Annotated in this window: 27 protein-coding genes; 12 read left to right on the top strand and 15 right to left on the bottom strand. The window is 71.1% G+C overall.

Annotated elements, in window-relative coordinates:
• Nucleotides 1-97: 97 nt before the first annotated feature.
• Both ACPEH0_RS00235 and ACPEH0_RS00230 read left to right on the top strand, forming a co-directional pair.
• Nucleotides 98-946: a response regulator transcription factor gene (locus tag ACPEH0_RS00235; protein ID WP_366213362.1), complete on the top strand. Its 849-nt coding sequence runs from the start codon at nucleotides 98-100 to the stop codon at nucleotides 944-946.
• A 28-nt stretch (nucleotides 947-974) separates the two neighbouring features.
• A complete protein-coding gene (locus ACPEH0_RS00230; protein WP_366213363.1) occupies nucleotides 975-1,340 on the top strand; it encodes a histone-like nucleoid-structuring protein Lsr2 in 366 nt (121 codons plus the stop codon).
• Nucleotides 1,341-1,370: 30 nt separating this feature from the next.
• Here ACPEH0_RS00230 and ACPEH0_RS00225 read toward each other — a convergent pair whose 3' ends face one another.
• Nucleotides 1,371-2,030, bottom strand: coding sequence for a LysE/ArgO family amino acid transporter (locus ACPEH0_RS00225; RefSeq protein WP_423719399.1), 660 nt, complete (start codon nucleotides 2,028-2,030; stop codon nucleotides 1,371-1,373).
• Nucleotides 2,031-2,114: 84 nt separating this feature from the next.
• Between ACPEH0_RS00225 and ACPEH0_RS00220 the strand changes: the two genes are divergently transcribed.
• Together ACPEH0_RS00220 and ACPEH0_RS00215 are read left to right on the top strand one after the other, a co-directional pair.
• On the top strand, nucleotides 2,115-2,996 hold the full coding sequence (locus ACPEH0_RS00220; RefSeq protein ID WP_217532239.1) for a LysR family transcriptional regulator ArgP: 882 nt from the start codon (nucleotides 2,115-2,117) through the stop codon (nucleotides 2,994-2,996).
• A 105-nt stretch (nucleotides 2,997-3,101) separates the two neighbouring features.
• Nucleotides 3,102-3,371, top strand: a complete 270-nt coding sequence (locus tag ACPEH0_RS00215) for a hypothetical protein (RefSeq protein WP_217532311.1) — start codon at nucleotides 3,102-3,104, stop codon at nucleotides 3,369-3,371.
• Here ACPEH0_RS00215 and ACPEH0_RS00210 read toward each other — a convergent pair whose 3' ends face one another.
• The 6 genes from ACPEH0_RS00210 to ACPEH0_RS00185 are packed head-to-tail and all read right to left on the bottom strand — an operon-like array spanning nucleotide 3,372 to nucleotide 9,122.
• Nucleotides 3,372-4,214: a hypothetical protein gene (locus ACPEH0_RS00210; RefSeq protein ID WP_366213365.1), complete on the bottom strand. Its 843-nt coding sequence runs from the start codon at nucleotides 4,212-4,214 to the stop codon at nucleotides 3,372-3,374. It lies immediately after the preceding gene.
• 29 nt (nucleotides 4,215-4,243) lie between these two features.
• Nucleotides 4,244-4,633: a hypothetical protein gene (locus tag ACPEH0_RS00205; protein ID WP_366213366.1), complete on the bottom strand. Its 390-nt coding sequence runs from the start codon at nucleotides 4,631-4,633 to the stop codon at nucleotides 4,244-4,246.
• A 15-nt stretch (nucleotides 4,634-4,648) separates the two neighbouring features.
• On the bottom strand, nucleotides 4,649-6,319 hold the full coding sequence (locus tag ACPEH0_RS00200; protein ID WP_366213367.1) for an AAA family ATPase: 1,671 nt from the start codon (nucleotides 6,317-6,319) through the stop codon (nucleotides 4,649-4,651).
• A gap of 36 nt (nucleotides 6,320-6,355) precedes the next feature.
• The gene (locus ACPEH0_RS00195) at nucleotides 6,356-6,871 is read right to left on the bottom strand and encodes an SRPBCC family protein (RefSeq protein ID WP_253034093.1); all 516 of its coding nucleotides are present in this window, start codon (nucleotides 6,869-6,871) and stop codon (nucleotides 6,356-6,358) included.
• Between the two features lie 20 nt (nucleotides 6,872-6,891).
• Complete coding sequence (locus tag ACPEH0_RS00190; protein WP_217532227.1) at nucleotides 6,892-7,554, bottom strand: response regulator; 663 nt, start codon at nucleotides 7,552-7,554, stop codon at nucleotides 6,892-6,894.
• Entirely contained in the window at nucleotides 7,551-9,122 is a 1,572-nt protein-coding gene (locus ACPEH0_RS00185) for an ATP-binding protein (RefSeq protein ID WP_363378444.1), read from the bottom strand. Before ACPEH0_RS00185 ends, ACPEH0_RS00190 begins: the two co-directional genes overlap by 4 nt.
• A gap of 172 nt (nucleotides 9,123-9,294) precedes the next feature.
• On the opposite strand from ACPEH0_RS00185, the gene ACPEH0_RS00180 reads away from it, so the two are divergent.
• The 4 genes from ACPEH0_RS00180 to ACPEH0_RS00165 are packed head-to-tail and all read left to right on the top strand — an operon-like array spanning nucleotide 9,295 to nucleotide 13,963.
• A complete protein-coding gene (locus ACPEH0_RS00180; RefSeq protein ID WP_366213368.1) occupies nucleotides 9,295-10,314 on the top strand; it encodes a Bug family tripartite tricarboxylate transporter substrate binding protein in 1,020 nt (339 codons plus the stop codon).
• A complete protein-coding gene (locus tag ACPEH0_RS00175; protein ID WP_366213370.1) occupies nucleotides 10,311-10,868 on the top strand; it encodes a tripartite tricarboxylate transporter TctB family protein in 558 nt (185 codons plus the stop codon). The genes ACPEH0_RS00180 and ACPEH0_RS00175 overlap by 4 nt, the downstream gene beginning before the upstream one ends.
• A 12-nt stretch (nucleotides 10,869-10,880) precedes the next feature.
• Complete coding sequence (locus ACPEH0_RS00170) at nucleotides 10,881-12,575, top strand: tripartite tricarboxylate transporter permease (RefSeq protein ID WP_366213371.1); 1,695 nt, start codon at nucleotides 10,881-10,883, stop codon at nucleotides 12,573-12,575.
• Nucleotides 12,576-12,619: 44 nt separating this feature from the next.
• Entirely contained in the window at nucleotides 12,620-13,963 is a 1,344-nt protein-coding gene (locus tag ACPEH0_RS00165) for a hypothetical protein (protein WP_366213418.1), read from the top strand.
• Between the two features lie 398 nt (nucleotides 13,964-14,361).
• On the opposite strand, the gene ACPEH0_RS00160 is transcribed toward ACPEH0_RS00165, so the two are convergent.
• Nucleotides 14,362-14,913: a hypothetical protein gene (locus tag ACPEH0_RS00160; RefSeq protein WP_366213372.1), complete on the bottom strand. Its 552-nt coding sequence runs from the start codon at nucleotides 14,911-14,913 to the stop codon at nucleotides 14,362-14,364.
• Complete coding sequence (locus ACPEH0_RS00155) at nucleotides 14,910-15,593, bottom strand: hypothetical protein (RefSeq protein ID WP_366213373.1); 684 nt, start codon at nucleotides 15,591-15,593, stop codon at nucleotides 14,910-14,912. The genes ACPEH0_RS00160 and ACPEH0_RS00155 overlap by 4 nt, the downstream gene beginning before the upstream one ends.
• Nucleotides 15,594-15,741: 148 nt before the next feature.
• Here ACPEH0_RS00155 and ACPEH0_RS00150 point away from each other — a divergent pair, with 148 nt between their 5' ends.
• The 4 genes from ACPEH0_RS00150 (at nucleotide 15,742) to ACPEH0_RS00135 (ending at nucleotide 21,084) form a co-directional block, all read left to right on the top strand.
• On the top strand, nucleotides 15,742-16,113 hold the full coding sequence (locus ACPEH0_RS00150) for a response regulator transcription factor (protein ID WP_253034101.1): 372 nt from the start codon (nucleotides 15,742-15,744) through the stop codon (nucleotides 16,111-16,113).
• A gap of 75 nt (nucleotides 16,114-16,188) precedes the next feature.
• Nucleotides 16,189-17,916 carry an ABC transporter ATP-binding protein gene (locus tag ACPEH0_RS00145; RefSeq protein WP_366213374.1) on the top strand — a complete coding sequence of 576 codons (1,728 nt, stop codon included), beginning with the start codon at nucleotides 16,189-16,191 and terminating at the stop codon, nucleotides 17,914-17,916.
• On the top strand, nucleotides 17,913-19,967 hold the full coding sequence (locus ACPEH0_RS00140; RefSeq protein WP_366213375.1) for an ABC transporter ATP-binding protein: 2,055 nt from the start codon (nucleotides 17,913-17,915) through the stop codon (nucleotides 19,965-19,967). Before ACPEH0_RS00145 ends, ACPEH0_RS00140 begins: the two co-directional genes overlap by 4 nt.
• A 28-nt stretch (nucleotides 19,968-19,995) precedes the next feature.
• Nucleotides 19,996-21,084 carry an alkene reductase gene (locus ACPEH0_RS00135; RefSeq protein ID WP_366213376.1) on the top strand — a complete coding sequence of 363 codons (1,089 nt, stop codon included), beginning with the start codon at nucleotides 19,996-19,998 and terminating at the stop codon, nucleotides 21,082-21,084.
• Between the two features lie 16 nt (nucleotides 21,085-21,100).
• Here the strand turns inward: ACPEH0_RS00135 and ACPEH0_RS00130 are convergent, their stop codons facing one another.
• From ACPEH0_RS00130 to ACPEH0_RS00105, 6 genes are all read right to left on the bottom strand, one after another.
• Nucleotides 21,101-21,400: a Dabb family protein gene (locus ACPEH0_RS00130; protein WP_311862683.1), complete on the bottom strand. Its 300-nt coding sequence runs from the start codon at nucleotides 21,398-21,400 to the stop codon at nucleotides 21,101-21,103.
• Between the two features lie 25 nt (nucleotides 21,401-21,425).
• The gene (locus tag ACPEH0_RS00125; protein ID WP_366213377.1) at nucleotides 21,426-22,442 is read right to left on the bottom strand and encodes a Gfo/Idh/MocA family protein; all 1,017 of its coding nucleotides are present in this window, start codon (nucleotides 22,440-22,442) and stop codon (nucleotides 21,426-21,428) included.
• A 25-nt stretch (nucleotides 22,443-22,467) separates the two neighbouring features.
• Nucleotides 22,468-23,451, bottom strand: coding sequence for an NAD(P)-dependent alcohol dehydrogenase (locus tag ACPEH0_RS00120; RefSeq protein ID WP_366213378.1), 984 nt, complete (start codon nucleotides 23,449-23,451; stop codon nucleotides 22,468-22,470).
• A 3-nt stretch (nucleotides 23,452-23,454) separates the two neighbouring features.
• On the bottom strand, nucleotides 23,455-23,670 hold the full coding sequence (locus tag ACPEH0_RS00115) for a helix-turn-helix transcriptional regulator (RefSeq protein ID WP_184216259.1): 216 nt from the start codon (nucleotides 23,668-23,670) through the stop codon (nucleotides 23,455-23,457).
• Nucleotides 23,670-24,104: a hypothetical protein gene (locus ACPEH0_RS00110; RefSeq protein WP_366213379.1), complete on the bottom strand. Its 435-nt coding sequence runs from the start codon at nucleotides 24,102-24,104 to the stop codon at nucleotides 23,670-23,672. The genes ACPEH0_RS00115 and ACPEH0_RS00110 overlap by 1 nt, the downstream gene beginning before the upstream one ends.
• A 73-nt stretch (nucleotides 24,105-24,177) precedes the next feature.
• The gene (locus ACPEH0_RS00105; protein ID WP_366213380.1) at nucleotides 24,178-24,462 is read right to left on the bottom strand and encodes a hypothetical protein; all 285 of its coding nucleotides are present in this window, start codon (nucleotides 24,460-24,462) and stop codon (nucleotides 24,178-24,180) included.
• Between the last annotated feature and the right edge of the window lie 137 nt (nucleotides 24,463-24,599).

The raw sequence follows: 24,599 nt of genomic DNA, 5'->3' as shown, positions 1-24,599 counted from the left end.
ACGGTGCTCGCACGGGCCGTTCCTGGGAATCGGCCGCGTGGTAGGTTCGACCGTACGAAGGCGGCAGAGGTGCCGTCACCCCCGGAAGTAGGTACGCGTGGGATCGTCGGCCGAGAGCGACGCGGACACGCGGCTCGTCTCCCGAGCCGTGTCCGATCTGGCCCGTCAGACGCGCTTCCCCGTCGTCTTCGGCGGTCTCGAACGCGGCGGCGCCGTGCACGTCACCGCAATCTCCGGTACCCGCACCCGCAGCATCGAGGGACTCGTCGTCGAAGCCGGTCGCGGTCTCGGCGGCGCCGCGATGATCGAGAAGCGACCGCGCCTCGCCTTGGACTACCGCACCGCACGCACGATCACCCACGACTACGACCGCGCCATCCTCGGCGAAGGCATCTCGACCCTGCTGGCCGTGCCCGTCGTCGTCACCGGCCGCCCGCGCGGCATCGTCTACTGCGGGTCCTGGACACCCGGCCCCGTCGGTGACCTCGTCAGCCGGCCCGCCTTCCGCGCCGCCGACATGCTCGCGACCGAGCTGCGCGTCCGCGAGGAAGTCGACCGTCGTGTCGCCGCACTGACGCCCGCCGAACCCGCCCTGCCCGCCTCCGCGCAGGAGGATCTGCGCGAGAGCTACGCCGAGCTGCGGAGCATCGCCGCATCCGTCACCGACCCCGACCTGCGGGAGCGGATCGCGGCGGTCGAGAAACGCCTCGCGGGGATGTCGCGACCGGCGGCGGCCGAGGCATCGCTCGACGTCGCCCTCTCGCCGCGCGAGCTCGATGTGCTCGCCTGCTGTGCCCTCGGCGCCACCAATGCCGAGATCGCCGCGTCGCTGTCGCTGCGCGAGGGGACGGTCAAGTCGTACCTGCAGGCGGCGATGGCGAAACTGGATGCCTCGACGCGCCACGCCGCCGTCGCCAAGGCGCGCCGGGCCGGACTTCTGCCGTAGCGAGCACGCGCGCCACTAGGGTGAGCGCATGGCCCGCAAAATCGTGCATCAGCTCGTCGACGACCTGGACGGCACCGTCCTCGAGGTCGGCGACGGAGAGACCGTGCTCTTCTCCCTCGACGGCACCGCCTACGAGATCGACCTCACCCACGACAACGCGAACGCCCTGCGCGACGTCCTGGCGCCGTACATCGACGCCGCGCGTCGTGTCTCGTCGCGCGGGACGACCTCACGCGCGGCCGCCTCGTCGAACGGCGGCGGTCGCAAGCAGAAGCGAGCCGGGCAGCGCGACTACGCACCGATCCGCGAGTGGGCCGCGAAGAACGGCTACCAGGTCTCGGAGCGCGGTCGCGTGCCGGCTCAGGTGCTCGACGCGTACGACGCCGCGCACTGACGGTCGCTGCGCCGCGGCATCCCCGCCCGATCAGCCGAGGACGAGGCTGACGGCGATGACGAGCATGATGACGGCGATGCCTGCGTCGAGGATGCGCCACGCGCGTGCCGTGCGCAGGAGCGGCGCGAGGTAGCGCGCGCCGTAGCCGAACACCACGAACCAGAGGGTGCTGCCGGCGACGCCGCCGGCGAGGAAGAACCACCGCGCGTCACCGTGCGTCGCCGCCACCGACCCCAGCACGACGGTCGTCTCGACGATCGCGTGGGGGTTCAACCAGGTGACGGCGAGGATGGTCAGGAGCGTCGCGGTCCTCGTCGCCGCGCGCGGCCGTACGAGGACGGTGCCGGGGGCCGCGGCATCCGTCGTCCCCTCCGGCTCGGCGGCCTCGAGGCTGCCGCCGCCGCGCCAGGCGCGCCGCGCGCTCACAACGGCGAACCCGACGATGAACGCCGCACCCGCCCACCGCGCGATCGTCTCGAGCCACGGGTGGGCGGTGACGAGGGTCGCGACGCCGGCGACGCCGAGGGTCTGCAGGATCGCGTCGCTGACGACGCAGACGAGCACGACGATCCCCACGTGTTCGCGCCGCAGACCCTGGCGCAGCACGATCGCGTTCTGCGCGCCGATCGAGACGATGAGACCGAGGCAGAGTCCGAGGCCCGAGAGGAAGGCGGCGAGTTCGGGAGTCACAGGTCCCACGGTAGGCAGCTCGTCTTCTGCAGTACAGCGAAGGATTCTGCATCATCTGTAGCATCGCTTCACTACGCTGGTGGCGTGGACATCCCGTTCGAGCACCTGCGCACGCTGGCCGCCGCCGTCGACGCCGGCACGCTGGATCGCGCGGCCGCACGGCTCGGGATCACCCCGAGCGCGGTGAGCCAGCGCATCCGCGTCATCGAGCAGCGGGTCGGACGGGTGGTGCTGCGACGGACCAAACCGGTGACCGCGACGGAGGCCGGCGAGCCGCTCGTGCGCCTCGCGCGTCAGCTCGATCTGCTCGAACATGACGCCCGCGCCGCCCTGGGCGACGAGGCGGGCTCCGCGGTGGTGCCGCTCGCCGTCAACGCCGACTCGCTCATCACCTGGTTCCTCCCGGCACTCACCGCCGTCACCGCCGCGCACCCGGTCACGTTCGAGCTGCACCGCGAGGACCAGGAACGCACGGCGCAGCTGCTCGCGGCGGGCACGGTCATGGCGGCCGTCACCTCGCAGCGCGACGCGGTGGCCGGATGCGTCTCCTCACCTCTGGGGCGGATGCGGTACACCGCCGTCGCAACGCGGGGCTTCGCAGATCGGTGGTTCCCGCAGGGGCTCGGGCGGGCCGCGCTCGAAGCCGCACCGCGCGTCGACTTCGACCGTCACGACACGCTGCAGAGCGCGTTCGCACGCCGACACGGCGCCCGGCGGGACGCCCCCCGCCACATCATCAGCGCGTCGGCCGAGTTCGCGCAGGCGATCACGATCGGCCTGGGGTGGGGGATGCTGCTGCCCGGCCAATTCGAGGCGGGTGTCGCCGACGGCTCGCTCGTCATTCTGGCCGACGACACGGTCGAGGTCCCCCTGTTCTGGCAGCGCTGGAACCTCTCGTCCCCGCTCCTCGAGACGGTCACGACGGCCGTCCGCGAGGCCGCGGACCGCTCGCCCGCCGTCGGGTAGCGCGCGCCCCGGGCCGCGTCAATCCCCTCCGCCGCGCGGGTGCGCGGGGCGATGGTGATCACCTGGCATACGTGTCGACGGGGTGAGCGGAACGAGGTGCAGAACATGTTCGTGGATTCGGAGACGCTGCGCGCACTGCCGACGCGTCGACCGGCGGATGCCGCACCCCGAGCGTCGCGCATCCAGTGGGACCTGATCGCGGAGGACCGCTACGAGGTCCGGATCGCCGGCGAGGTCGCCGGCTACATCGACGTCGTCGGCGCCGTATACGTGGTCCTCACGGGGCCGCGGTACGACCGGGCTGAGGAGGTCGCGCAGACCCTCGTCTGGTCGACCGCCACGACCGCACTCGACCAGCACCGCGCGCGCGGCTGATCAGTCGGCCGCACAGTCGGCCGCGGACCGTGCCTTCGTCGCGGCGGTACGGGCTCGGCGGCGCTGCTCGGCGAGGTCCTCGACCTCGGCGCGTGCCCGCTCGGCCTCGTCCTCGAGACGGGCGCGCTCACGGTCGAGTTCCGCCAGGCGGTCCTCGAGCGACGACGCCCGCTCCTGCGCCGCCTGCCACCGACCCTCGATGCGATCCAGGTCGCGCTCGAGACTCTCGGCGTGACGTCGCGCCTCGGCCGCCGCCCGCGCGGCCTCGCGGGCCGCGCGCCGCTCGGCGAGGTCGTCGGTCGGCTCGGGCCGGGCTGAGGCGACGTCGAAGGGTCCTGAGACCGCGTCGGAGAGGTCGGGCGCGTCCATTCCGGTCGCCTCGATGGGGCGTAGCAACCGGGCGCTCGCGACGGCAGCCGCGGCATCCGGATCCCGCAGCGCGGCGTCGAGGGTCTGCTCGACTGCGGTGCGGATGGTGCCGCCTACCTCGACACCGCGCTCGCCCGCACGCCGCACGGCGCGATCGACGAGGTCACGGAGGATGCTGCGACGGCGCCGGGTGAGATCGGCGAGAGCGCGAGCATCGCCGGCATCCACTGCTTCGCGGAACTCGTCGGCGAGGTCGGCCGCCGGGGTGAGCGCGTCTGCGCCATCGGACGCGAGCAGGTTGACGATCCAGGCGGCGAGGACCGGCTTGCGGAGCTTCTTGATCGCGGCCGCGAGATCCTTGTCGGCCGCCTCGGCCGCGGCAGCCGTGCGCAGCGCCATGAAATCACCGGCCGGAGCGATGCTGAGCCGCGTGGCGACCTCGATGAGGCGCGTGTCGTGATCCGCAGCGGTCATCTGCCCATCCTCCCCCAGGGGCGGTGCGGTCAACCCGCCCAGAAGACCGCAAGGCCGTACACGACGAGGCAGACGGCGAGCGGCGCGATCGCGGCCGGCCGACGTCGCCGCATCCCGAGGATCGCGACGCACGCCGACAGCGCACCGACCACAGCGAAGCCGATCGTCCGCGGCCATCCCGTCTGCGTCACGACGACGCCGTCGCCCGAAGCCGCCTGCCACTCGCAGCGGCGCCCGACCGGCCATGCCGTCGCCTCGGCGGAGATCAGCGCCACTTCCGACACGGCGACGCCGGCAGGGATCTCAGCCGCGAGGCAGCGGGCGTCGGCGCTCTCGCGGGTGTCGAGCCAGAGTCCCCCCAGGAGGATCGCTCCAGTCAGCACCGCGACGACCAGCATCACCGCCGTCGCGAGACGCACGACTCGGACGCCCGCTCAGAGCCCGTCCGCGACAGCGGCGGCGGCGCGCATCCAGGCGTCCTTCGTGCGTGACTGCAGGGCGTCGTACCGGATGCGGCCGGCCTTGAGCGCGTCGTCGAACGGGATGATCTCGACCGCGCGGACGTGACCCTCGAAGCCGGCGGCGATGCGCTGCGCGGCGCCGATGCCGGCACGCTCGGACTGCCCGACGACGACCACGGCGCCGTCGGCGAGGCGGCGCGAGTGCTCGTCGCGCTTGCGCAGCGCGTCGAGGAGGAGGGCGGCGGATTCGGCCGACTCGGGGGCGGCGAGGGTCGGGACGACGAGCTGATGCGCCGAATCGATCATGCGCAGCCAGCGGTCGGCCGACTCATCGTTGCCCGAGTCGAAGATGACCATGCGGTAGTACCGCGCCGCGACCTGTGCGAGCAGGTCGAAGTCGGCGGTCGTGATGCGCTGGTCGGCCGCGAGCAGTTCGGGGTTCGAGCGCAGCACGTCGTAGCGGTCGACGGACTGGTGATGAACGAATCGTGCGATGTCGGAGACGGATGCGGTCGCCTCGAGCAGCCGCGATGCTTCGGGGAGCAGGTCGCGGATCGTCGTGTCGTAGTCGCCCTGCTCGGTGCGCCACCCCAGGGTGCCGCGGGTGTCGTTGTTGTCCCACGCGAGGACGTTGCCGCCGCCGTGGCGCGCGAACACCGCCGACAGCACCGCGGTCGTCATGGTCTTGCCGACGCCGCCCTTGCCGTTGGCGACGGCGATGGCGCGGCATCCGGCCCACTGACGCGAGACCGCCTTCTCGCGCTCGGCGCGCGCGAGTTCCGCCTTCGACGGCTTGATCGGGATGCCGATCCGCACGAAGAACGAGCGCCAGCCCGAAACGGTGGCGGGGTGGACCTCGGGAGGCTCGATGAACGACGGACGGGGCCCATTGGAGGCGGATGCCTCGAACGCGGTCTCGGGCGCGGGTGCGCCGTCGGTGGGGGCCGGCGCCTCGGGCGTGGCGGTCGCTGTGCTGTCCGGGTCGGCTGCGGGCTCCGGGTCGTCCGTGGGCTCCGGCTCGGCTGCGGGCTGCGGCTCGTCCGCGCGCGCGACGTCGACGGGGTCGGTTCCCGTCGCCGGAACGGCTGCGGGGATCTCGGTCACGCGGGCGGGTGCCCATTCGGCCGGCGCCGCCGCGTCGTCCTCGTCGAGGTCGTCGTCGTCCCCGCTGTCGAAGACGGGGGGCCGCTCGGCGGACTCCGGGAGAGGGTTCGACGACGGCGGGAAGAACGCCGGCACCTCGGCGACGAGCGCGGGCTCCGCGCCATCCACCTCGGGCTCAGCCTCCGGGGCGGAAGCGTCGTCCTCGTCAGCCTCGGCCTCGTGCACCGGCTCGGGGTCCGTGGTCCACCACGCCTGCTGGCGCAGCTCCGCACGGGTGACGGTGCGGTCATCCACCTCGACGTCGATCTCACCCGAAGGTCCCACGATCAGGCGATGCTCACCGCGGTCGCCGCTCGTGCGCAGTTCGATCGCCGTGCCGGCGGCCGCGGCATCCGCTCTCACCCGGTCGACGATGAGGCGGCGCACGCCATCGGCGTCAGGAGCGTCGAGGGTCTGTTCGGCGCCGTCGACCGTCGTGAACCGTGCCGACCCACCGGTGACGTGCGCGGAGGCGTGTGTCGGTTCACTGCCAGTGCTCATGGATTCCTCTCGGTGCGCGACGGACGCGCTCCCACGCTATCGCGCGCGACGCCGAAATCCCCGGTGGACGGTCAGAGTCGCCGCGTCAGCCGCCCGGCCACCCGAGGCCGCGGCGGCTTTCCGGACCAGCACCGCGTTCCGCGTACGGATCAGCCGCTGCATGTACGGGCGCAGCAGGAGCGGTTCGACGATCACCCCGAGCAGCGGCGAGCGCAGGGTCACGGTGTCGGTCATGACCGTGACGTCCCCGTCCCGCTCGAACCGGTGCTCGTGACGGAAGACCCGGAACGGTCCGCGCACCTGCTCGTCGACGAACCGACGCGGCCGCTCGAGCGCGGTGATCTGCGAGGTCATCGTCCACATCACGCCGAAGTGGCGGGCGCGCCAGGTGACGCTCTCCCCCAGCCCGATCGTCCCGCTCGTCACCCCGGCGACAGCGCGCTCGCGCGACCGCCGCATGGAGTCGAGGTGCGCGTCGATCGACAGCGAGAGGTCGAACAGCACCTCCGGCGCGCAGCGCACGCGCGTGACCTCGGTGAAGGTGGTCGTCATCCCGTCAGGCTATCCACCGCTCACACGACGTATCGCGTGCTCGGCCGCCCGGCGGTCGCGTAGTCCATCGTGCGGCGGGCGGCGCCCTCGTCGGCGAGGTGCTCGAGGTAGCGCCTGCAGCTCACCCGCGAGAGGCCGAGCTCCGCGGCGAGGTCGGCGGCCGTCCCGCCGCCGAGGCGGCGCAGCGCGTCGTGCACGAGCTCGAGCGTCTCGCGTGTGAGCCCCTTCGGCAGCGAGCGCCGGGCAGAGGGCCGCATGACGGCGTCGATCCGGGTCTGGTCGAGCGTGCCGCCGGATGCCGCGGCTCCCCGCTCGGCGATGACGTCGTCGATCCGCTGGTGCAGGTCGTGGGCGGTGAACGGCTTCACGATGTAGTGCCGCACGCCCATGAGCCGCGCGTCGCGGACGGTCTCGACGTCGCGGGCCGCGGTGACGGCGACGACTTCGGGCTGGCGGACGGCGGCATCCGCTCGGACCGCGCGGAGCGCCTCGATACCCGAGAAGCCGGGCAGGTGCACGTCGAGCAGCACGAGGTCGGGTTCGAGGGAGCGGATGGCGTCGACGGCATCGGGGCCGGATGCCGCCGTGCCGACGAGTTCGCACTGCGGATGGGCGTCGACGAAGCGGCCGTGCAGCTGGGCGACGGCGGGGGCGTCGTCGACGACCAGGACGCGGAGGCTCACGAGACCCTCGCGGGGACGGGGAGGACGACGGCGAAGCGCGCCCCGCCGAGGGCGGACCGGCTGAGGACGACGTCGCCCGAGTGGCGGCGGGCGATGCGGCGGACGAGGGCGAGGCCGACGCCGCGGGTGCGGGCGCTCGGATCCTTCGTGCTGACGCCCTCGTCGAAGACCCGGTCGGCGAGCGCGGGATCGACGCCGGGACCGCTGTCCTCGACGATGACGCTGACGCCCTCGGCGCCGGCGTGCACGGCGAGCGCGAGCGTGTCGCCGGCGCGGCACGCGTCGAACGCGTTGTCGACGAGGTTGCCGACCACCGTGACGAGGTCCCCGGTCACAGCAGCGGGGACCATGCCCTCGGCGTCGATGGAGAAGGTGATGCCGAGTTCGCGCGAGCGCGCGAGCTTCGCCGAGAGGAGAGCCGCGAGCTCGGGCCCCAGCTGCTCGCTGGCGGCGCCGATGTCGAGCGAGCCGCCCGGCTGCATCCGCGCGATGAAGTCGCGTGCGTCGTCCCAGGCGCCGAGTTCGAGGAGCCCCGACACGACGTGCATCGAATTGGCGAACTCGTGCGCCTGCGCGCGCAGTCCGTCGGTGAGCGACTGCTGGCCATCCATCTCGCGGACCGCCTGGTGCAGTTCGGTGTGGTCGCGCAGCAGCAGGGTGCCGCCGACCGGCTTGCCGTCGTCGTCGTACAGACCCGTCGCCCGGGCGATGAGCGGACGCTCCCCGGCGAGGACGAGGCGCCCCTCGCGCTCCCCGTTGACGAGGACCTCGTGGATCGGTCCCTCGAGCACGTCCGAGGCTCGCTCGCCGATGAGCGGTCCCGCCCCGAGCAGGCGCACGGCGGCGTCGTTCGCGCTCGCGACGACCCCGTCGCGGTCCACGCGGACCACCCCCTCCGACAGACGGTGCAGCATCGTCTCGCGCTCGGCCACGAGCTCGGCGATCTGCTCCGGCTCGAGGCCCAGGATGCGACGACGGATGAGGGTCGCGACCCCGGCTGCACCGAACACGCCGACGACGGCCGAGCCGCCGAGCGCGAGGAGCAGCCACGGCAGCCGCGACTGCACGTCGGCGGCGAGCTCCGACTCGAGCACGCCGACCGAGACGGATCCGATGACCTCGCCCGAGACGGCGCCGCCGGCGTACAGCGGCACCTTCACGCGATACGACTCGCCGAGGGTCCCGGTCTCGGTACCCGACCAGACCTGGCCCGACAGCGGTGCCGACGGGTCGGTCGACACAGCCTCGCCGATGCGGTCCTCGTTCGGATGCGAGTAGCGGATGCCGGCGGCATCCGTCACGACGACGTAGGTGAGATCGGATGCCTCGCGGATGACCTCGGCGAGCGGTTGGATCGTGGCGCTCGGGTCGGGGTCGTCGAACGCCTCGGCGATGGAGGGCAACCGGCTGATCGAGAGGGCGACCCCCACCATCCGCTCCCGGTAGGACTCTCGGATGGAGCGCTCCTGCAGGGAGATCGCGACGACCCCGGCGATCACGATGACGACGCAGACGATGAAGGCTTGCAGCAGCAGCAGCTGCCATCTCAGCGACATCGCTCGGGGCACGCGCTCATTCTCCCCCGGAGCGCCCCGTCGCGCCCACCGCGAGCGGGACCAATACTTTCCGAACTCGCTCTTAGTTGCGCAAGCGCGACAGCCCTCGGCGCGCTGCCTAGCGTCTGTGCGAACGGACGTCGGGGCGAGGATGCCTCGACGGAACTCGAAGAGGAGTCCCCCCATGCGCAAGTCCCTCGCGATCATCGCCCTCGCGGGCGTCGCCGCCCTCACGCTGTCCGGCTGCAACCCCCGCGGCGCTGCCGTCGGCGGCGGCGGCGCGGAGTCCGAGGAGGCGGCTGCCCAGGTCGACGACGTCAGCATCATCGTCCCCGCCGACCCCGGCGGCGGCTGGGACCAGACCGGCCGCGCCGTCTCGGCGGTGCTCACCGACGAGGACCTCGTCGGCACGGCCGCGGTCACCAACATCGGCGGCGCCGGCGGCACCGTCGGCCTCGCGAGCCTCGCGAACGAGAAGGACCCGTACACCCTCATGGTGACCGGCCTCGTGATGGTCGGCGCGGTCGAGACGAACGCCGCCGAGAACCGCATCGAGGACACCACCCCGATCGCGCGCCTCACCGAGGAGCCGCTCGTCGTCGTCGTTCCGGCCGACAGCGAGTACCAGACCCTGCAGGACCTCGTCGACGCGGTCGTCGCGGACGGCCAGTCGGTCACGATCACCGGCGGCTCCGCCGGTGGCGCCGACCACATCCTTGCGGGCCTCCTGCTCGAGGAGGCCGGCCTCGACGGCGCCGGCATCACCGAGAAGCTCAACTACATCCCGAACGCCGGTGGCGGCGAGGCGGTCTCGCTGCTGCTCGGCAACAACGCGGCGGCGGGCATCTCGGGTGTCGGCGAGTTCGCCGAGTACGTCGAGTCCGGCGACCTGCGCGCCCTCGCCGTCTCGAGCGACGAGCCGGCCCAGCTGCTGCCCGACACCCCGACGATGATCGACGAGGGCTTCGACATCACGTACACGAACTGGCGCGGCCTGCTGGCCCCCGGCGGCATCAGCGACGCGGATGCCGAGGGCCTTGTGAACCTCGTCACCGAGATGCACGAGTCGGCCGCCTGGCAGGAGGCGCTCGAGACCAACGGCTGGACCGACGCCTTCCTCACCGGCGACGAGTTCTCGACCTTCGTCGACGAGAACGTCACCGACGTGACGAGCACCCTGAAGAACATCGGTCTCGTGTCATGAGCGAGAGCACTCTGGACCGGGGTGCGCAGGAGACTGCGCGCCCCGGCTGGGGGGCGGACCGCATCGGCAACCTGATCTTCGCCGGCGTGATCGTCGCCCTGGGCGTGTTCGCCTTGGTCGGCGCGTTCTCGATCCGCGTTCCTGCCGGCGGGGTGATCGGCCCGCAGGTGTTCCCGTTCCTCGTCTCGGCGATCCTCCTCGCCTCGGGTGCCTTCCTGGTCGTCGCCGCCGTGCGCGGCAAGGTCGCCGCCCCCGAGGACGGCGAGGACATCGACCCGAACGCGGCGACCGACTGGTGGACGATCCTCAAGCTGGTGGGACTGGTCGTCGGCGTCATCGTCCTGCTCGAGATCCTCGGCTGGTGGATGGTCGCCGCGCTCCTGTTCGGCGGAGCGGCCTGGACCCTCGGCGCCAAGCGCCCGTGGGTCGCCTTCCTCGCCGGGCTCGTGCTCGGCATCGGCACCCACCTGCTGTTCGGCGAGGGCCTCGGCCTGTCGCTTCCCCGCGGCATGGCCTTCGACTGGTGGTACGGCCCCGGTCCCCTGTTCGGCTGATCGGAAGAGATCATGGACGCACTGAACTCCCTCATGGCGGGCTTCGCGACGGCGCTGCAGCCCGAGTACCTCCTCTTCGCCTTCATCGGCGTGATCGTCGGCACCGCTGTCGGCGTCCTCCCCGGCATCGGTCCCGCGATGACCGTGGCGCTGCTGCTGCCGCTGACCTACTCGCTCTCCCCCACCGCCGCGATCATCACGTTCGCCGGCATCTACTACGGCGGCATGTACGGCGGCTCGACCACCAGCATCCTGCTCAACACCCCGGGCGAATCGGCGTCGGTCATCACCGCCATCGAAGGCAACAAGATGGCCAAGCTCGGCCGGGGTGCCGCGGCGCTCGCGACCGCAGCGATCGGCTCGTTCGTCGCCGGGACGATCGCGACGGCGCTGCTGACGCTGTTCGCCCCGATCATCGCGCGCTTCGCGGTGAACCTCGCGCCGGCGGACTTCGTCGCGCTCATCGTCGTCGCCTTCATCACCGTCGGCGCGCTGCTCGGCTCGTCGCCGGCGCGCGGTCTCGCCTCGCTCGGCATCGGCCTGCTCATCGGGCTCATCGGCACCGAGGTGACCACGGGGCAGGCGCGCTACACCCTCGGTGTCCTCGCGCTGTCGGACGGCATCAGCGTCGTGCTCGTCGCGGTCGGCCTGTTCGCGATCGGCGAAGCGTTCTACGTCGCCGCCCGTCTGCGGCACGGACCGATCCCGGTGATCCCCGTCACCCGCGGCTGGCGCAACTGGATGACCCGCGAGGACTGGAAGCGCTCGTGGAAACCGTGGCTGCGCGGCACGTTCATCGGCTTCCCCGTCGGGACGATCCCCGCCGGCGGCGCGGACGTCGCGACCTTCCTCTCGTACGCGAGCGAGAAGAGCCTGTCGAAGAACAAGAGCCAGTTCGGTCGCGGTGCGATCGAGGGCGTCGCCGGTCCGGAGGCCGCGAACAACGCCGCTGCGGCCGGTGTGCTCGTGCCGCTGCTGACGCTCGGACTGCCGACGACGGCGACCGCGGCGATCATCATCACGGCGTTCCAGTCGTACGGCATCCAGCCCGGTCCGCAGCTGTTCCAGAACCAGGGCGACCTGGTGTGGGCGCTCATCGCGAGCCTCTACATCGGCAACGTGCTGCTCATCATCCTGAACCTGCCGCTGGCGGGCATCTGGGTGAAGCTGCTGCAGATCCCGCGGCCCTACCTGTACGCGGGCATCATCACGTTCGCCGTTCTCGGGGCGTACGCCGTCAGCTTCTCGACGCTCGACATCGCGATCCTGCTGGTCGTCGGCGCGCTCGGGTACTTCATGCGCCGGTTCGGATTCCCGATCGCGCCGCTCATCGTCGGACTCATCCTGGGCCCGATGGGCGAGCAGCAGCTGCGCAAGGCGCTGCAGCTGAGCCAGGGCGACCTCGCCGACCTCGTGCTGCACCCGTTCGCCGCCGTCGCGTACTCGGTGCTGGCGGTCATGCTCGTCGCGGGTCTGTGGCTCAAGCGCCGGCAGAGCCGGTACGAACGCGCGCTCGAGGCGTCGCTCGCCGCCGAAGAGGGACACCCGCAGGCGGCCGTCGACCGGATGTGGGATGCCGGTGACCGCCCGACCGACGTCCGCACCGACACGATCCGGGCCGAGCTCGCCGCGGCCGCCGCGAAGCGCGAGGCGCGCGAGCGTCAGGGCCGCCGGGGAACCGGCGACTCGGGCGGCGGCGCCGGCTGAGCCGCGGCATCCGTCGACGCCACTACGGTGAGACCGTGCGAACCATGCTCGGCCTCACGTGGCGCCTTCTCGTGCGCCACTGGCCGGCGCTGCTCGCGTGGTACCTGGCCGGGACGCTCGGCCGGTACGTCGGCCTCGAGGTCGCCGGGTACGTCGGCGGGTACACCGCACTCGGCGGCATCCTGCTCCTGCCGTTGGCGATCCTCGCGAAGCTCATCAGCCTCGTCGCGATGTTCCTCGTGCTCCGCGACGGGATGGTGCGGCTCGGTGCGATCGCACCGCCGCCGACGGAGCCGCGCGCTCGACGGGTGGCGTTCCGCGACGCGATGCTTTCCTCGACTCTGCCCTTCATGGCGATCTACGGCGCGATCGGCCTCTTGAAAGCGGACTTCGCCGTCTACGTCGACACGGCAGCCCAGGTGAGACTCGGCCGCGGTCTGACCGGAGTGATCTCCGGCGTGGAAGTCGACACCTCGGGCACCGTCGCCTCCCTCACCTGGGAACCGTGGACCGTCGCCGTCGTGATCGCCGCCTTCGTCGGCCGGTGGGCGTGGGGGCGATGGAACCCACGTCTGCCCCGCTGGACCGGGCTCGCCGCGACCTATCTGGAAGGCTTGTGGGTCTTCCTCACCGTGCTGCTGCTCGGGGACCTCGTCACCGAGGTCACGTCGTGGGTGCAGTCACGCCGCGCGATCGAGTGGGTCGATGGCCTCCGCGAGGCAGCCGGGTCGTTCTTCGCCCCGCTCGGGTGGGCCTGGGACACCGTCGCTCTCGTCGTCGGCGAAGTAGTGGGGTTGATCGCGCTTCCCCTCGCATGGTTGACCGTCGCCGGCGTCGTCTACGGCCAGGCGGTGGCGCCCCAGGGCGTGCAGTGGCGCGGGGATCTCGTGCAGCGTGCACGCGCTCGGTACGGCACGCTCCCGCAACGCCTGCGTCGACGTCTCGGCGACATCGGCTCCGGGGTCGGATCCCGATTCCAACCCATCTGGCGCACGCTCGTACTCATGTGGCGCGGCGGGCCGGTCCTCGTCGGTGCCTACGTTCTTGCGTACGTCGTCGTCCAATTGCTCGACCCGCTCCTGACTTTCGGTCTGACGCGGGTGATCGGACCGCACGGCGTCGACGACTTCTGGCGCGCCGCCGGCGGGCTCCTCCTCGGTATCCCGGCGCTCGTCATCGAACCGATCCGGGTGTCGCTCATCGCGGGCGCATACGACGCGACGGTTGGTGCCCTCATCGGAGCGCCGGTCGTCGACTCAGGGCACGACGACGAGTCGAAGGTAGCGCGGCAGCTCGTCGATGAGCGTGAACTCGACGCCGAGCTCGCCGGAGACATCGTCGGGAACGATGAAGGGCACGTCGATCGTGAAAGGCCCGTCCGGGAATGAGTCCCACTCGGGATCCGACGGGCAGAAGGTGTACAGGCTCGAATCCCAGCGGAGAAGCTGGTGGTCGGCTTCCCAGAGCCGCCCCTGACCGCTGAGCTCCCTGAGGACGGGAATCGAGCACGCGGTTGCAGCTCCGTGCCGATCGACGGGCACACTGACGGAGATGACCTTCGAGTCGGGAGCGAGATCGATGGCGGGGGACGAGACCTCCGCCGCCGTCGCCGGACCGAAGGTGATGCCGTCGAAATCGATCGTGCTCCCGGCTGCGGCGGTGACGGCGAACGTCGGTCGCCCCTGGACGCGCTTCCAGAACTCCCATCCGCCTGCGACTCCGACCGTCAGCGGTATCAGGATGACGACCGCGAGCAACGCACGTCGATTCCTTCGCCACCACGCACTCACAGTCCGCCTCCGACGGTCGGCCGAAGTTCGCGCGATCCCTGCCGAGGTACGTCGTCGAGGTCGACCGTCATCTCGGTCACGGAGTCGAGACGGACATCGCCGCCCTTCGGCGCGAATCGCAGAGTCGCGTGCTTCGCGTCGGCATCCTGAGGCAACTCGAACGCGAGGCTGCCGCTCGTCGTGATCCCCGCGCCGAGCGACTCGCCGAGAAGCGACTCGGGTCGCTCACTGGCCCGGTACGTGCGGCCGTCGATGATGAGGTTCGCGGTGGCGAGCAGGGCGAGCTCTTCGCTCGTTCTCGCCGAAACGTCGAGATCCACGACCAGCCATTCTCCCTCCGCGGTCCATCCGCGCGAGTCAGAGACGGCGCTCGCCACCGCGATGTCCACGACGGTCAGCACCAGCTGCGAGCCGACGGCCCGTTCTCCGACTCGCGCCTCCGTCACGAAAGAGGCTTCGGTGAGGTCCGTACCGGGGGTCACCTTCGCGACACCCCACGCGATGACCAGCAGTGTGATGCCGATCGTCCACACCGCCCAGCGCCTCACTGTCCCTCCTCCTCGGGCTGGGCGTCGGCGCCGGATCCGACGTCGGTCACCGGCACCGACACCCGCGCACCCACCACCGGGTCGATCCACACCTCGCCTGAGAAGACAATCTGGCCCTCTTGGAGGGTGAAGTCTCGGAGTTCGAGCTCGAGCTCATCGCCCGCAGCCAGTTCATCTGCGCCGATGATCCAGGTCACGACGAGCTCGGCCGGCAGGCCCGGCTGCAGCCATGGCTCCTTCGTCCCGTCATCGAACCGGGCCGCCGCTACGGGTACCGGGTCCGCGAGCGAGGGCGCGCGGAGCATCCCGGTCAGGGACGCGTCGTTCTCCGCCGGCACCGCGCGATCCCACGTGTTCTCGGCGGTCACGACGACGGCGAGGACCCGCTCACCCTCCTCGGCGTTCGCAGACGCGCCCGCCTCGGGGAACGAGTCGATGAGCACCGCCCGCTCCACCGTGAACGCGAGCATGTCGTTGCGGTGCTCGTCGCCGGGCTGGAGGGTCGCGATGGGGGGCGCGGCGACGGCTTCGAGCCCGCCGAACGCGGCCGCCGCGCCGAGGAACACGGCGGTGACGATGCCGGGGAGCCACGCGGTGGGGACCCGGTCGGTGACATCGCGCAGCCACCGGGCATTCCGCGGGGAACGGATGCCCCGGGGCTCGTCTCCGGAGGCTGTCACGGCGTCATCCTAGCGACGCGCGCACCGGCATCCGTCCCTCTCATGCCGACAGCGCGAACTCCTCGGCCGGGGGCACGGTCGAACGCCGGCATTCCCCCGCCCGCGGCCCGGGTTCGTCCACACCCCGGGATCGTGTCAGAGTACGGGGGTGGAGATTTCCGTGCTCGTGGTTGACGACGACGACGACATCGCCATGCTCCTCGTCTCCAGCCTCGACCGCGCCGGGATCGTGGCCGGCCGCGCCGGCAACGGCCGGGAGGCGGTCGAACGGGTCGTCGCCGACCATCCGCGCGTCGTGCTGATGGACTGGATGATGCCCGGCACCGACGGCATTCAGGCAGCGCGTGAGATCCGGGCCGCCGGCATCCCGCAGCCCCACATCATCATGCTCACCGCGCGCGTCCACAGTTCGGACCGCGAGGAGGCGCTCCGCGCCGGGGTCGACGAGGTCGTCGCCAAACCCTTCCGTCCGCGCGAGATCGTCGCGCACGTGAAGGAACTGCTCGCCGCGGTGGCCTGACGGCGCTACGCCGTCAGCGGACATCCCCCCGCAGGGGGGACGCGCAGGTCGGCGGGTGGTGGCACTCTGAGACTCATGCTCGGAACCCTCCTGGTGCGCTACCTGCGCACCTACCGCTGGCTGGTGGTCGGGGTGCTGGTCTTCCAGTTCGCCTCCGCCATGGCCGCGCTCTACCTCCCCCGTCTCAACGCCGACATCATCGACAACGGCGTCACCCGCGGCGACATCGGCTACATCTGGTCGCACGGTGTCCTCATGCTGACGATCGCCCTCGGGCAGATCGTCGCCTCGATCATCGCCACGTTCTTCGCCGCCCGCGCCGCGATGGCCGTCGGGCGCGACATCCGCCGCGACGTCTTCCAGCGCGTCAGCGGGTTCTCCGAACGCGAGGTCACGCAGTTCGGCGCCGGTTCGCTCATCACCCGCAACACCAACGACGTCCAGCAGGTGCAGATGCTGGCGATGATGGGCGCGACGATGCTCGTCACCGCGCCGCTGCTGGCCATCGGCGGCATCATCATGGCGCTGCAGCAGGACGTCGGACTCAGCTGGCTGATCGGCGTGTCGGTGCCGACGCTGCTGGTCGTCGGCATCCTCATCATCAGTCGGATGGTGCCGCTGTTCCGCAGCTACCAGAAGAAGCTCGACGCGGTGAACCGCATCATGCGCGAGCAGCTCACCGGCGTCCGCGTCGTCCGCGCGTTCGTGCGCGAGCGTATCGAGGAGGAGCGCTTCCGGGGCGCGAACACCGACATCATGGTCGTCGGCCGCAAGGTCGGGTCGCTCTTCGTGCTGATGTTCCCGCTCGCGATGCTCATCCTGAACGTCACCGTCGTCGGGGTCATCTGGTTCGGCGGCATCGAGGTGAACGAGGGGTCGGTGCAGATCGGCACACTGTTCGCCTTCATGCAGTACATCGGTCAGATCCTGATGGGTGTGCTGATGGCGACGTTCATCACGATCATGATCCCGCGCGCCGCCGTGTCGGCCGACCGCATCGGCGAGGTCCTCGCGGTCGAGGGCGGACTGGTGAAGCCCACCCAGCCCGTGTCGGCCTTCCCGACGCCCAGCACCGTCGAGTTCGACGACGTCACCTTCACCTACCCCGGAGCCGACGAGCCCGTGCTCTCGGGGGTGAGCTTCTCGGCCGCGCGCGGCGAGACGGTCGCGATCGTCGGATCCACCGGCGCCGGCAAGACGACGCTCGTGTCGCTCATCCCGCGGCTGTTCGACGTGACGAGCGGATCCGTCCGGGTCGCGGGCGTCGACGTGCGCGAGGCGGACCTCGACCGGCTGTGGCAGGGCATCGGCCTCGTCCCGCAGAAGGCGTTCCTGTTCACCGGCACCGTCGCCTCGAACCTGCGGTTCGGCCGCGAGGACGCCACCGACGACGAACTGTGGCACGCCCTCGAGATCGCGCAGGGTCGCGACTTCGTCGAGGAGATGGACGACCGTCTGGACGCCCGCATCGCGCAGGGCGGCACGAACGTGTCGGGCGGGCAGCGGCAGCGCCTGTCGATCGCCCGCGCGATCGTGCACCAGCCCGACATCCTCGTCTTCGACGATTCGTTCTCGGCGCTCGACCTGTCGACCGACGCGAAACTCCGCCAGGCCCTCTGGCGAGAACTGCCGCAGGTGACCAAGATCGTCGTCGCGCAGCGCGTCTCGACGATCACGGATGCCGACCGCATCGTCGTGCTCGACGGCGGCCGGATGGTGGGGGTCGGCACGCACGACGAGCTGCTGGCCACGAACGACACCTACCGCGAGATCGTCGAATCGCAGCTGGGGGTGGACGCATGAGCGCGCCCGAGAAGGAGATGACCGAGGAGGAGCGCCTCGAAGCGGAACTCGCCGAACAGGCCCGCCTGAACAGCGGCGACTGGGACTCCGTCGCCCCCGGCAAGGCGTCGCAGTTCGGCCCGAGCTTCTTCCGCATGATCGGGCTGCTCTCGCCCTACAAGTGGTGGTTCGGTCTCGTCACACTCGCCGGCGCCGTCGGCGTCGTGCTCGCCGTGATCGCGCCGAAGGTGCTGGGCGAGGCGACCAACATCGTCTTCGAGGGGTTCCTCTCGAACTTCCTTGGGCAGAATCCGGCGCTGGCGGGGCTCTCGCAGGACGAGGCCGTCGCGGCGCTGCGCTCGCAGGGTCAGGACGATTTCGCGAACATCGTGGGCGCGATGCAGAACTACGCCCCCGGTGCCGGGGTCGACTTCGACGCACTGAAGGTCGTCATCACCTGGGTGCTCGTGATCTACGTCGTCTCCGCGGTCCTCACCTGGTTGCAGGGCTACGTCATCAACGTGATCATGGTCCGCACGATGTGGCGCCTGCGCGAGCAGGTCGAGGCCAAGCTCAACCGCCTGCCGCTGTCGCACTTCGACCGCGTGCAGCGCGGTGAGCTGATCTCGCGCGTCACCAACGACATCGACAACATCACCCAGACGATGCAGCAGTCGCTCTCGGGTGCGCTGACCGCGATCCTCACGGTCGTGGGTGTGCTCGTCATGATGTTCTCGATCTCGTGGCAGCTCGCCATCGTCGCGCTCGTCGCCCTGCCGCTCATGGCGATCATCTTCGGCATCATCGGGCCGAAGTCGCAGAAGGCGTTCGGGGTGCAGTGGCGCAAGGTCGGTCGCCTCAACGCCCGCGTCGAGGAGTCGTTCTCGGGGCACTCGCTCGTGCGGGTCTTCGGTCGCGAGGCCGACGCGCAGGCGAAGTTCCAGGAGGAGAACGAAGAGCTCTTCCAGGCGGCGTTCAAGGCGCAGTTCCTGTCGGGCATGATCATGCCCGGCATGACGTTCATCGGCAGCTTGACCTACGTCGGCATCGCCGTGCTCGGCGGTCTGCAGGTCGCGAGCGGACAGCTGCGCCTCGGCGACGTGCAGGCGTTCATCCAGTACTCGCAGCAGTTCACCCAGCCGCTGTCCGAGCTCGGCGGCATGGCGGCGGTCGTGCAGTCGGGCACCGCCTCGGCCGAGCGGGTGTTCGAACTGCTCGACGCCGAGGAGCAGGAACCGGATGCCGCCGACGCCCCCGCCCGGGGCGACGGGCGCGGTGTCATCGAGTTCGAGAACGTGAAGTTCTCGTACACGCCCGAGCACCCGCTGATCACCGACCTGTCGTTCCGGGTCGAGCCCGGGCAGACGGTGGCGATCGTGGGCCCGACGGGTGCGGGCAAGACGACGCTCGTCAACCTGCTGATGCGGTTCTACGAGCTCGACGGCGGACGCATCCTGCTCGACGGTCAGGACATCGCCCAGCTCTCCCGTGACGACGTGCGCTCCCGCACCGGCATGGTGCTGCAGGATCCGTGGCTGTTCGCCGGGTCGATCCGCGAGAACATCCGGTACGGGCGCGAGTCGGCGACGGACGACGAGATCGTGGATGCCGCCGTCGCGACGCGCGTCGACCGTTTCGTGCGCTCGCTCCCCGACGGCTACGACACGATGCTCGACGAGGACGCCTCCAACGTCTCCGCCGGCGAGAAGCAGCTGATCACGATCGCCCGGGCATTCGTGGCGCAGCCGGCCGTGCTGATCCTCGACGAGGCGACCTCGTCGGTCGACACACGGACCGAACTGCTCCTGCAGCACGCCATGGCGGCGCTGCGCGAAGGACGCACGTCGTTCGTCATCGCGCACCGGCTCTCGACGATCCGCGACGCCGACCTCATCCTGGTGATGGAGCACGGCGACATCGTCGAGAAGGGCACGCACGACCAGCTCATCGCGGCGCAGGGCGCCTACTACCGGCTGTACCGCTCGCAGTTCGAGCAGGCGCACGACGACCTCGTCGACGCGCCGGTCGCAGAGGACGCCGCTCCGGCGGGAGGGAAGGCCGCGACGGAATAACGCGCTGTGTGCGTCGTTCCCCCTCAGCATGAGCCTGTACGAATCCGCTGTCTTCGGTGATCTGGATCTGTCCAACCGCGTCGTCATGGCGCCGCTGACCCGCACGCGTGCGGGCGACGACGGCGTGCCTACCGACGACATGGTCGAGTACTACCGCCAGCGCGCGGGCATGGGACTCATCGTGACGGAGGGCACATGGCCGGTGCGCGAGGGGATGTCGTACCTCGGGCAGCCCGGCATCGAGACGCCCGAGCAGGTCGAAGGCTGGCGCCGCGTCGCCGAGGCCGTGCACGCCGAGGGCGGCACGATCGTGATGCAGCTCATGCACGGCGGCCGTGTGTCGCATCCCGAGATCTCGGGCGTCGACCGTGTCGTCGGCCCGAGCGCGATCGCCTCGCCCGGCGAGGGACGCACCCGGGACGGCAAGGTCGCGCTGCCGGTCCCCCATGAGTTGAGCACGGCGGAGGTCGCCGAGGTCGTCGAGCAGTTCGTCCAGGCGGCGCGCAACGCGATCGCCGCGGGGCTCAACGGCGTCGAGGTCCACGGCGCGAACAGCTACCTCGTGCACCAGTTCCTCTCCCCTGAGTCGAACGTCCGCGACGACGTCTACGGCGGGTCCCCGGAGAACCGCGCACGTTTCGCCGTCGAGGTGACCCGCGCGGTCGCCGACGCGGTCGGTACGGGGCGCACCGGCATCCGTCTCTCCCCGCAACACCAGATCCCCGGGGTCCTCGAAACCGACGACGCCGACGCGCTCGCGACGTACACCGCGCTCGCGCAGGGCCTGGCTCCGCTCGGGCTCGCGTTCGTCGACCTGCTGCACGCCGACCCGAAGAGCACTATCGTCCAGCGGATCCGGCACGAGGCGGCCGCACCGTCGATCGTGAACTCCGGCTTCGGCACGGTCACGACGCGTGAGGAGGCCGAGGAGCTCGTGCTCGAGGGCTGGGCCGACGCCGTGGCGGTGGGCCGACCTGCGATCGCGAACCCCGACCTCGCCCTCCGGTGGGAGCAGCGGGCCGAGCTCAACGAGCCGCGGCCGGAGTTCTTCTACACGGGTGGGGCCGTCGGCTACACCGACTACCCCTCGCTCGCCGAGGTGCGCGCGGAGCGCTGACACGCCTGCGGCCGGGTCAGTCGCCCGCGACGAAGTCGTATTCCTGGAAGTCGCGCACCTCGTGCTGCCAGCGGCTCTCGACGAACGCGACGTGGTCGGGGTGCTCGTTGTACGCGGCGTAGGCGGCCTGGTCGTCGAAGAGCATCGTGAACTGCCAGCGCAGGTCGCTCTTGTCGCTGACCTGACGGTTGATGCGGAACTGCTGCACGCCGGGGATCGCCGACAGCGACCGTTGGGCGTCCGTCAGGAACGTCTTCTCCTCCGAGGAGCCCTCGGCGTGGTGCAGCGCGAACACGACGGTGTGCTGAATGGTCATGGTGACCAAGGCTAACCCCGCCCGGTCAATCGGCGGCGATCTGTCGGCGCACCTCGTCGATCGTCGCGAGGACCGAGACGACCTCGTCGTGAGGGTGCAGCGGCGACTCGACGAGCCCTTCACCGACGAACGAGGCGAAGGCCGTGGCCTGGTAGCCGAGGCCGTCGTGGACGGTGGGGAGCGCGTCGTCGTGCCACACCTCCTCGTCGGCACCGTGCAGCTGCAGCCGCAGACCGGTGGGGCCGTAGAACGGCGCGAGGACGTCGAGCCGCCCCCGTGAGCCGAACACCGTCGCTTCGACGGGGGTGACCGCACCGAAGGTGGTCGTGAGCGCGGCCTGCGCCCCGGCATCCGTTTTCAGGGCGATCGTCGCGCTGTCGTCGACACCGGTGGGAGCGAGGGTGCCGACGGCGCGGATCGTGCTCGGCGGCCCGATGATGGACGACGCGAACGCGACGATGTAGACGCCGAGGTCGAGCATGGCACCGCCGCCGAGGGCGGGATCGAACATGCGGCTGGTGGGGTCGAACGGGACGAGCGAGCCGAAGTCGGCGCGGACGAGGTCGATCTCGCCGAGGGTGCCGGCGGCGAGCACCTGCCGGATGACGTCGGCCTGCGGCAGGTAGCGCGTCCACATCGCCTCGGCGACGAGGACGCCGGCGGCGCGCCCCGCGGCCAGGATCTCGGTCGCGTCGGCGGCCGTGAGGGCGATCGGCTTCTCGATGAGGACGTGCTTGCCGGCCGCGATGGCCGCCAGCGCTTGCTCGCGGTGGAGCGGGTGCGGCGTGGCGACGTAGACGACGTCGACCTCCGGGTCGTCGACCAGGTCCGCGACCGACCGGTGCACGCGGCCGATGCCGTGGGCGTCGGCGAACGCGCGGGTCTTGTCGGCATCCCGCGCGGTGACGGCGACCGCGCGCTGCCCGGTGTGCGCGTGGAGGGCGTGCACGAACCGGTCGGCGATGCCGGTGCCGACGACACCCCACCGCAGGGCGGGGACGGCGGCGGGGTCGATCAGGCGGGGTGCGGGGAGGAGAGGCATCCCGCCATCCTGTCGGAATCCGGCGTCAGGCGTCGAGCAGTCCGTCGCGGACGACGACGACCTTGCCCACGGTGCGGCCCGCCTCGACGTAGGCGAGCGCGGCCTGGGCCTGCGAGAGCGGGAAGGTGCGCTCGAGGTGCGGGGTGAGACGACCGGATGCCGCGAGCTCGACCAGCTGCGCCGTCGTCTCGGTGCGGGTGACGGCGGTGATCGGGCGGAACCGCCCGCGGGTGACGGCGGAGCGGAGGATGCGTCCGAAGGGTCCGAAGAAGGGATGCCCGTCGCCGCCGACCAGGGCAGCGGTGCCGCCGGGGGCGAGCAGGTCCCGGAGGACCGTGAGGGGCGGCTCGCCGGCGATGTCGACGACGGCGTCGAACCTGCCGCGGGGCAGGTCGCTGAGTTCGAGCGCGCGGTAGTCGAACGTCCGAGCGGCTCCGAGCCGCTCGAGCACGGGTCGCGCGCGCTCCCCGCACGTCGCCCACACCTCGGCGCCGCGGTCGGCGGCGAGCTGCACGAGGAAGGTGCCGACGCCGCCGCCCGCTCCCGCGATGAGGACGCGCGCGCCGGAGCCGACGCGGCAGGCGTCGAGGGTCTGCACGGCGGTGTTGCCGGCGATGGGCAGGGTCGCAGCGATCGCGGGCGCGACCGTCTCGGGCAGGCGGGTGAGTCGCTTCGCGGAGACGACGACGCGGTCGGCGAGGGTCTCGCGCCCCGACCCCACGACGGCGTCGCCGACGCCGAACTCGGTGACGCCGTCGCCGACGGCGAGGACGGTGCCGGCGACGTCCATGCCGCGGCCTCGGATGCGCGGTCCGCGGAGGCCGAGCGCGACGCGGACGAGTCCCGGCTCACCGCGCATGAGGTGGATGTCGCCGGAGTTCAGGGCGACGGCATCCGTCTGCAGCAGGACCTCGCCGGCGCGCGGTGCGGGGACCGGGACCGTCTCGGGGCGGACGGCGTCGGCGGAACCGTAGCGGCGCTGGCGCCAGACGGTCATGGTGTCGGTCATAGGTCAGTCCTCCGGGTACTGGAAGGCCGCGTCGAAGGGGACATCGAGGACGCGGACGATCTGGAAGGCCATCTCGAGCGAGGGCGAGTATTTGCCCTGTTCGATGGCGATGAGGGTCTGGCGGGTGACGCCGACGGCGCCGGCGAGGTCGGCCTGGGTGAGCCCGCGGTCGGTGCGCAGCTCGCGGATGGCGTTCGTGACGCGTGTCGGCTTGACCATCAGACGAGCCCGCGGCGGTAGGCGACGACGCGGGCGATGCCGCCGACGACGGACGAGAGAGCGAAGCCCGCGTAGAGCGTGTTCGCGATCCAGAACGGGGCGGCGTCGATCGCGCAGAGGGCGATGCCGACGACGCCGCCGATGACGAGGAACGCGACACCGACGCGGTCGCCCATCTGCGTGATCGCACGGTCGCGTTCGTCGGCGGCGTTCTCGCCGCGGAGGGACCCGCCCTCAGCGACGACACCCCAGATGATCGTGACGACGATCGAGACGACGATGCCGCCGATGATCGTCCAGAGCATGGGTCCGAGCCAGTCGACCTCCGGGAGGGGGGTGGATGCCGCCCGCCCCGCGACGACTGCGGCGTAGACCGCGATGGCGATGAGCGAGACGACGAGTCCGACCCACGCGGCGCGTTCTTCACGAGCCATGCTGCACCTCCGATGTCAGGAATGTTTGACATCAGAAGGATGACACGACGATCAGCAACGTGTCAAGAATTCTTTACTCGAGGAGCCCCATCGCGTCGAGTGCCTGCTGCAGGGCCAGCGCGATGTGCTCCGCGTAGGCGACGGTGAGGTGGGTCTGGTCGTACTTCGTCGGGATCGTTCCGGCGAAGGGCGGACAGACGTCGTCGGCGCAGGTGAACGGCAGCGACGACAGCGCGTGGTCGCCGGCGGTCGTCGCCAACGACTCCGACGCTTCCTCCATCGCGCGCCAGGCGCCGTCGACGGCGCTGTCGCACGCGCGGGGCGAGGACGTGGGCGTGTAGCACGCGGCGAGGCTCACTCCCCGGTGATGAGGTCGTCGGCGGACAGGTCCTGACCGGCGACCGTGTGACCGAGGGTGAAGGCGTTGGACATGACGACGAGGTCGGGCCGGTCGGCCCAACCTGTGAGGTGCACATCTGAGGGGCGTAACGTCCG

The sequence above is a fragment of the Microbacterium sp. NPDC079356 genome, from assembly GCF_049545465.1.
Lineage (GTDB): Bacteria > Actinomycetota > Actinomycetes > Actinomycetales > Microbacteriaceae > Microbacterium > Microbacterium gawkjiense.
The sequence above is the reverse complement of the archived record's forward strand: the minus strand, read 5'-3'. Positions and strand labels throughout refer to the sequence as shown.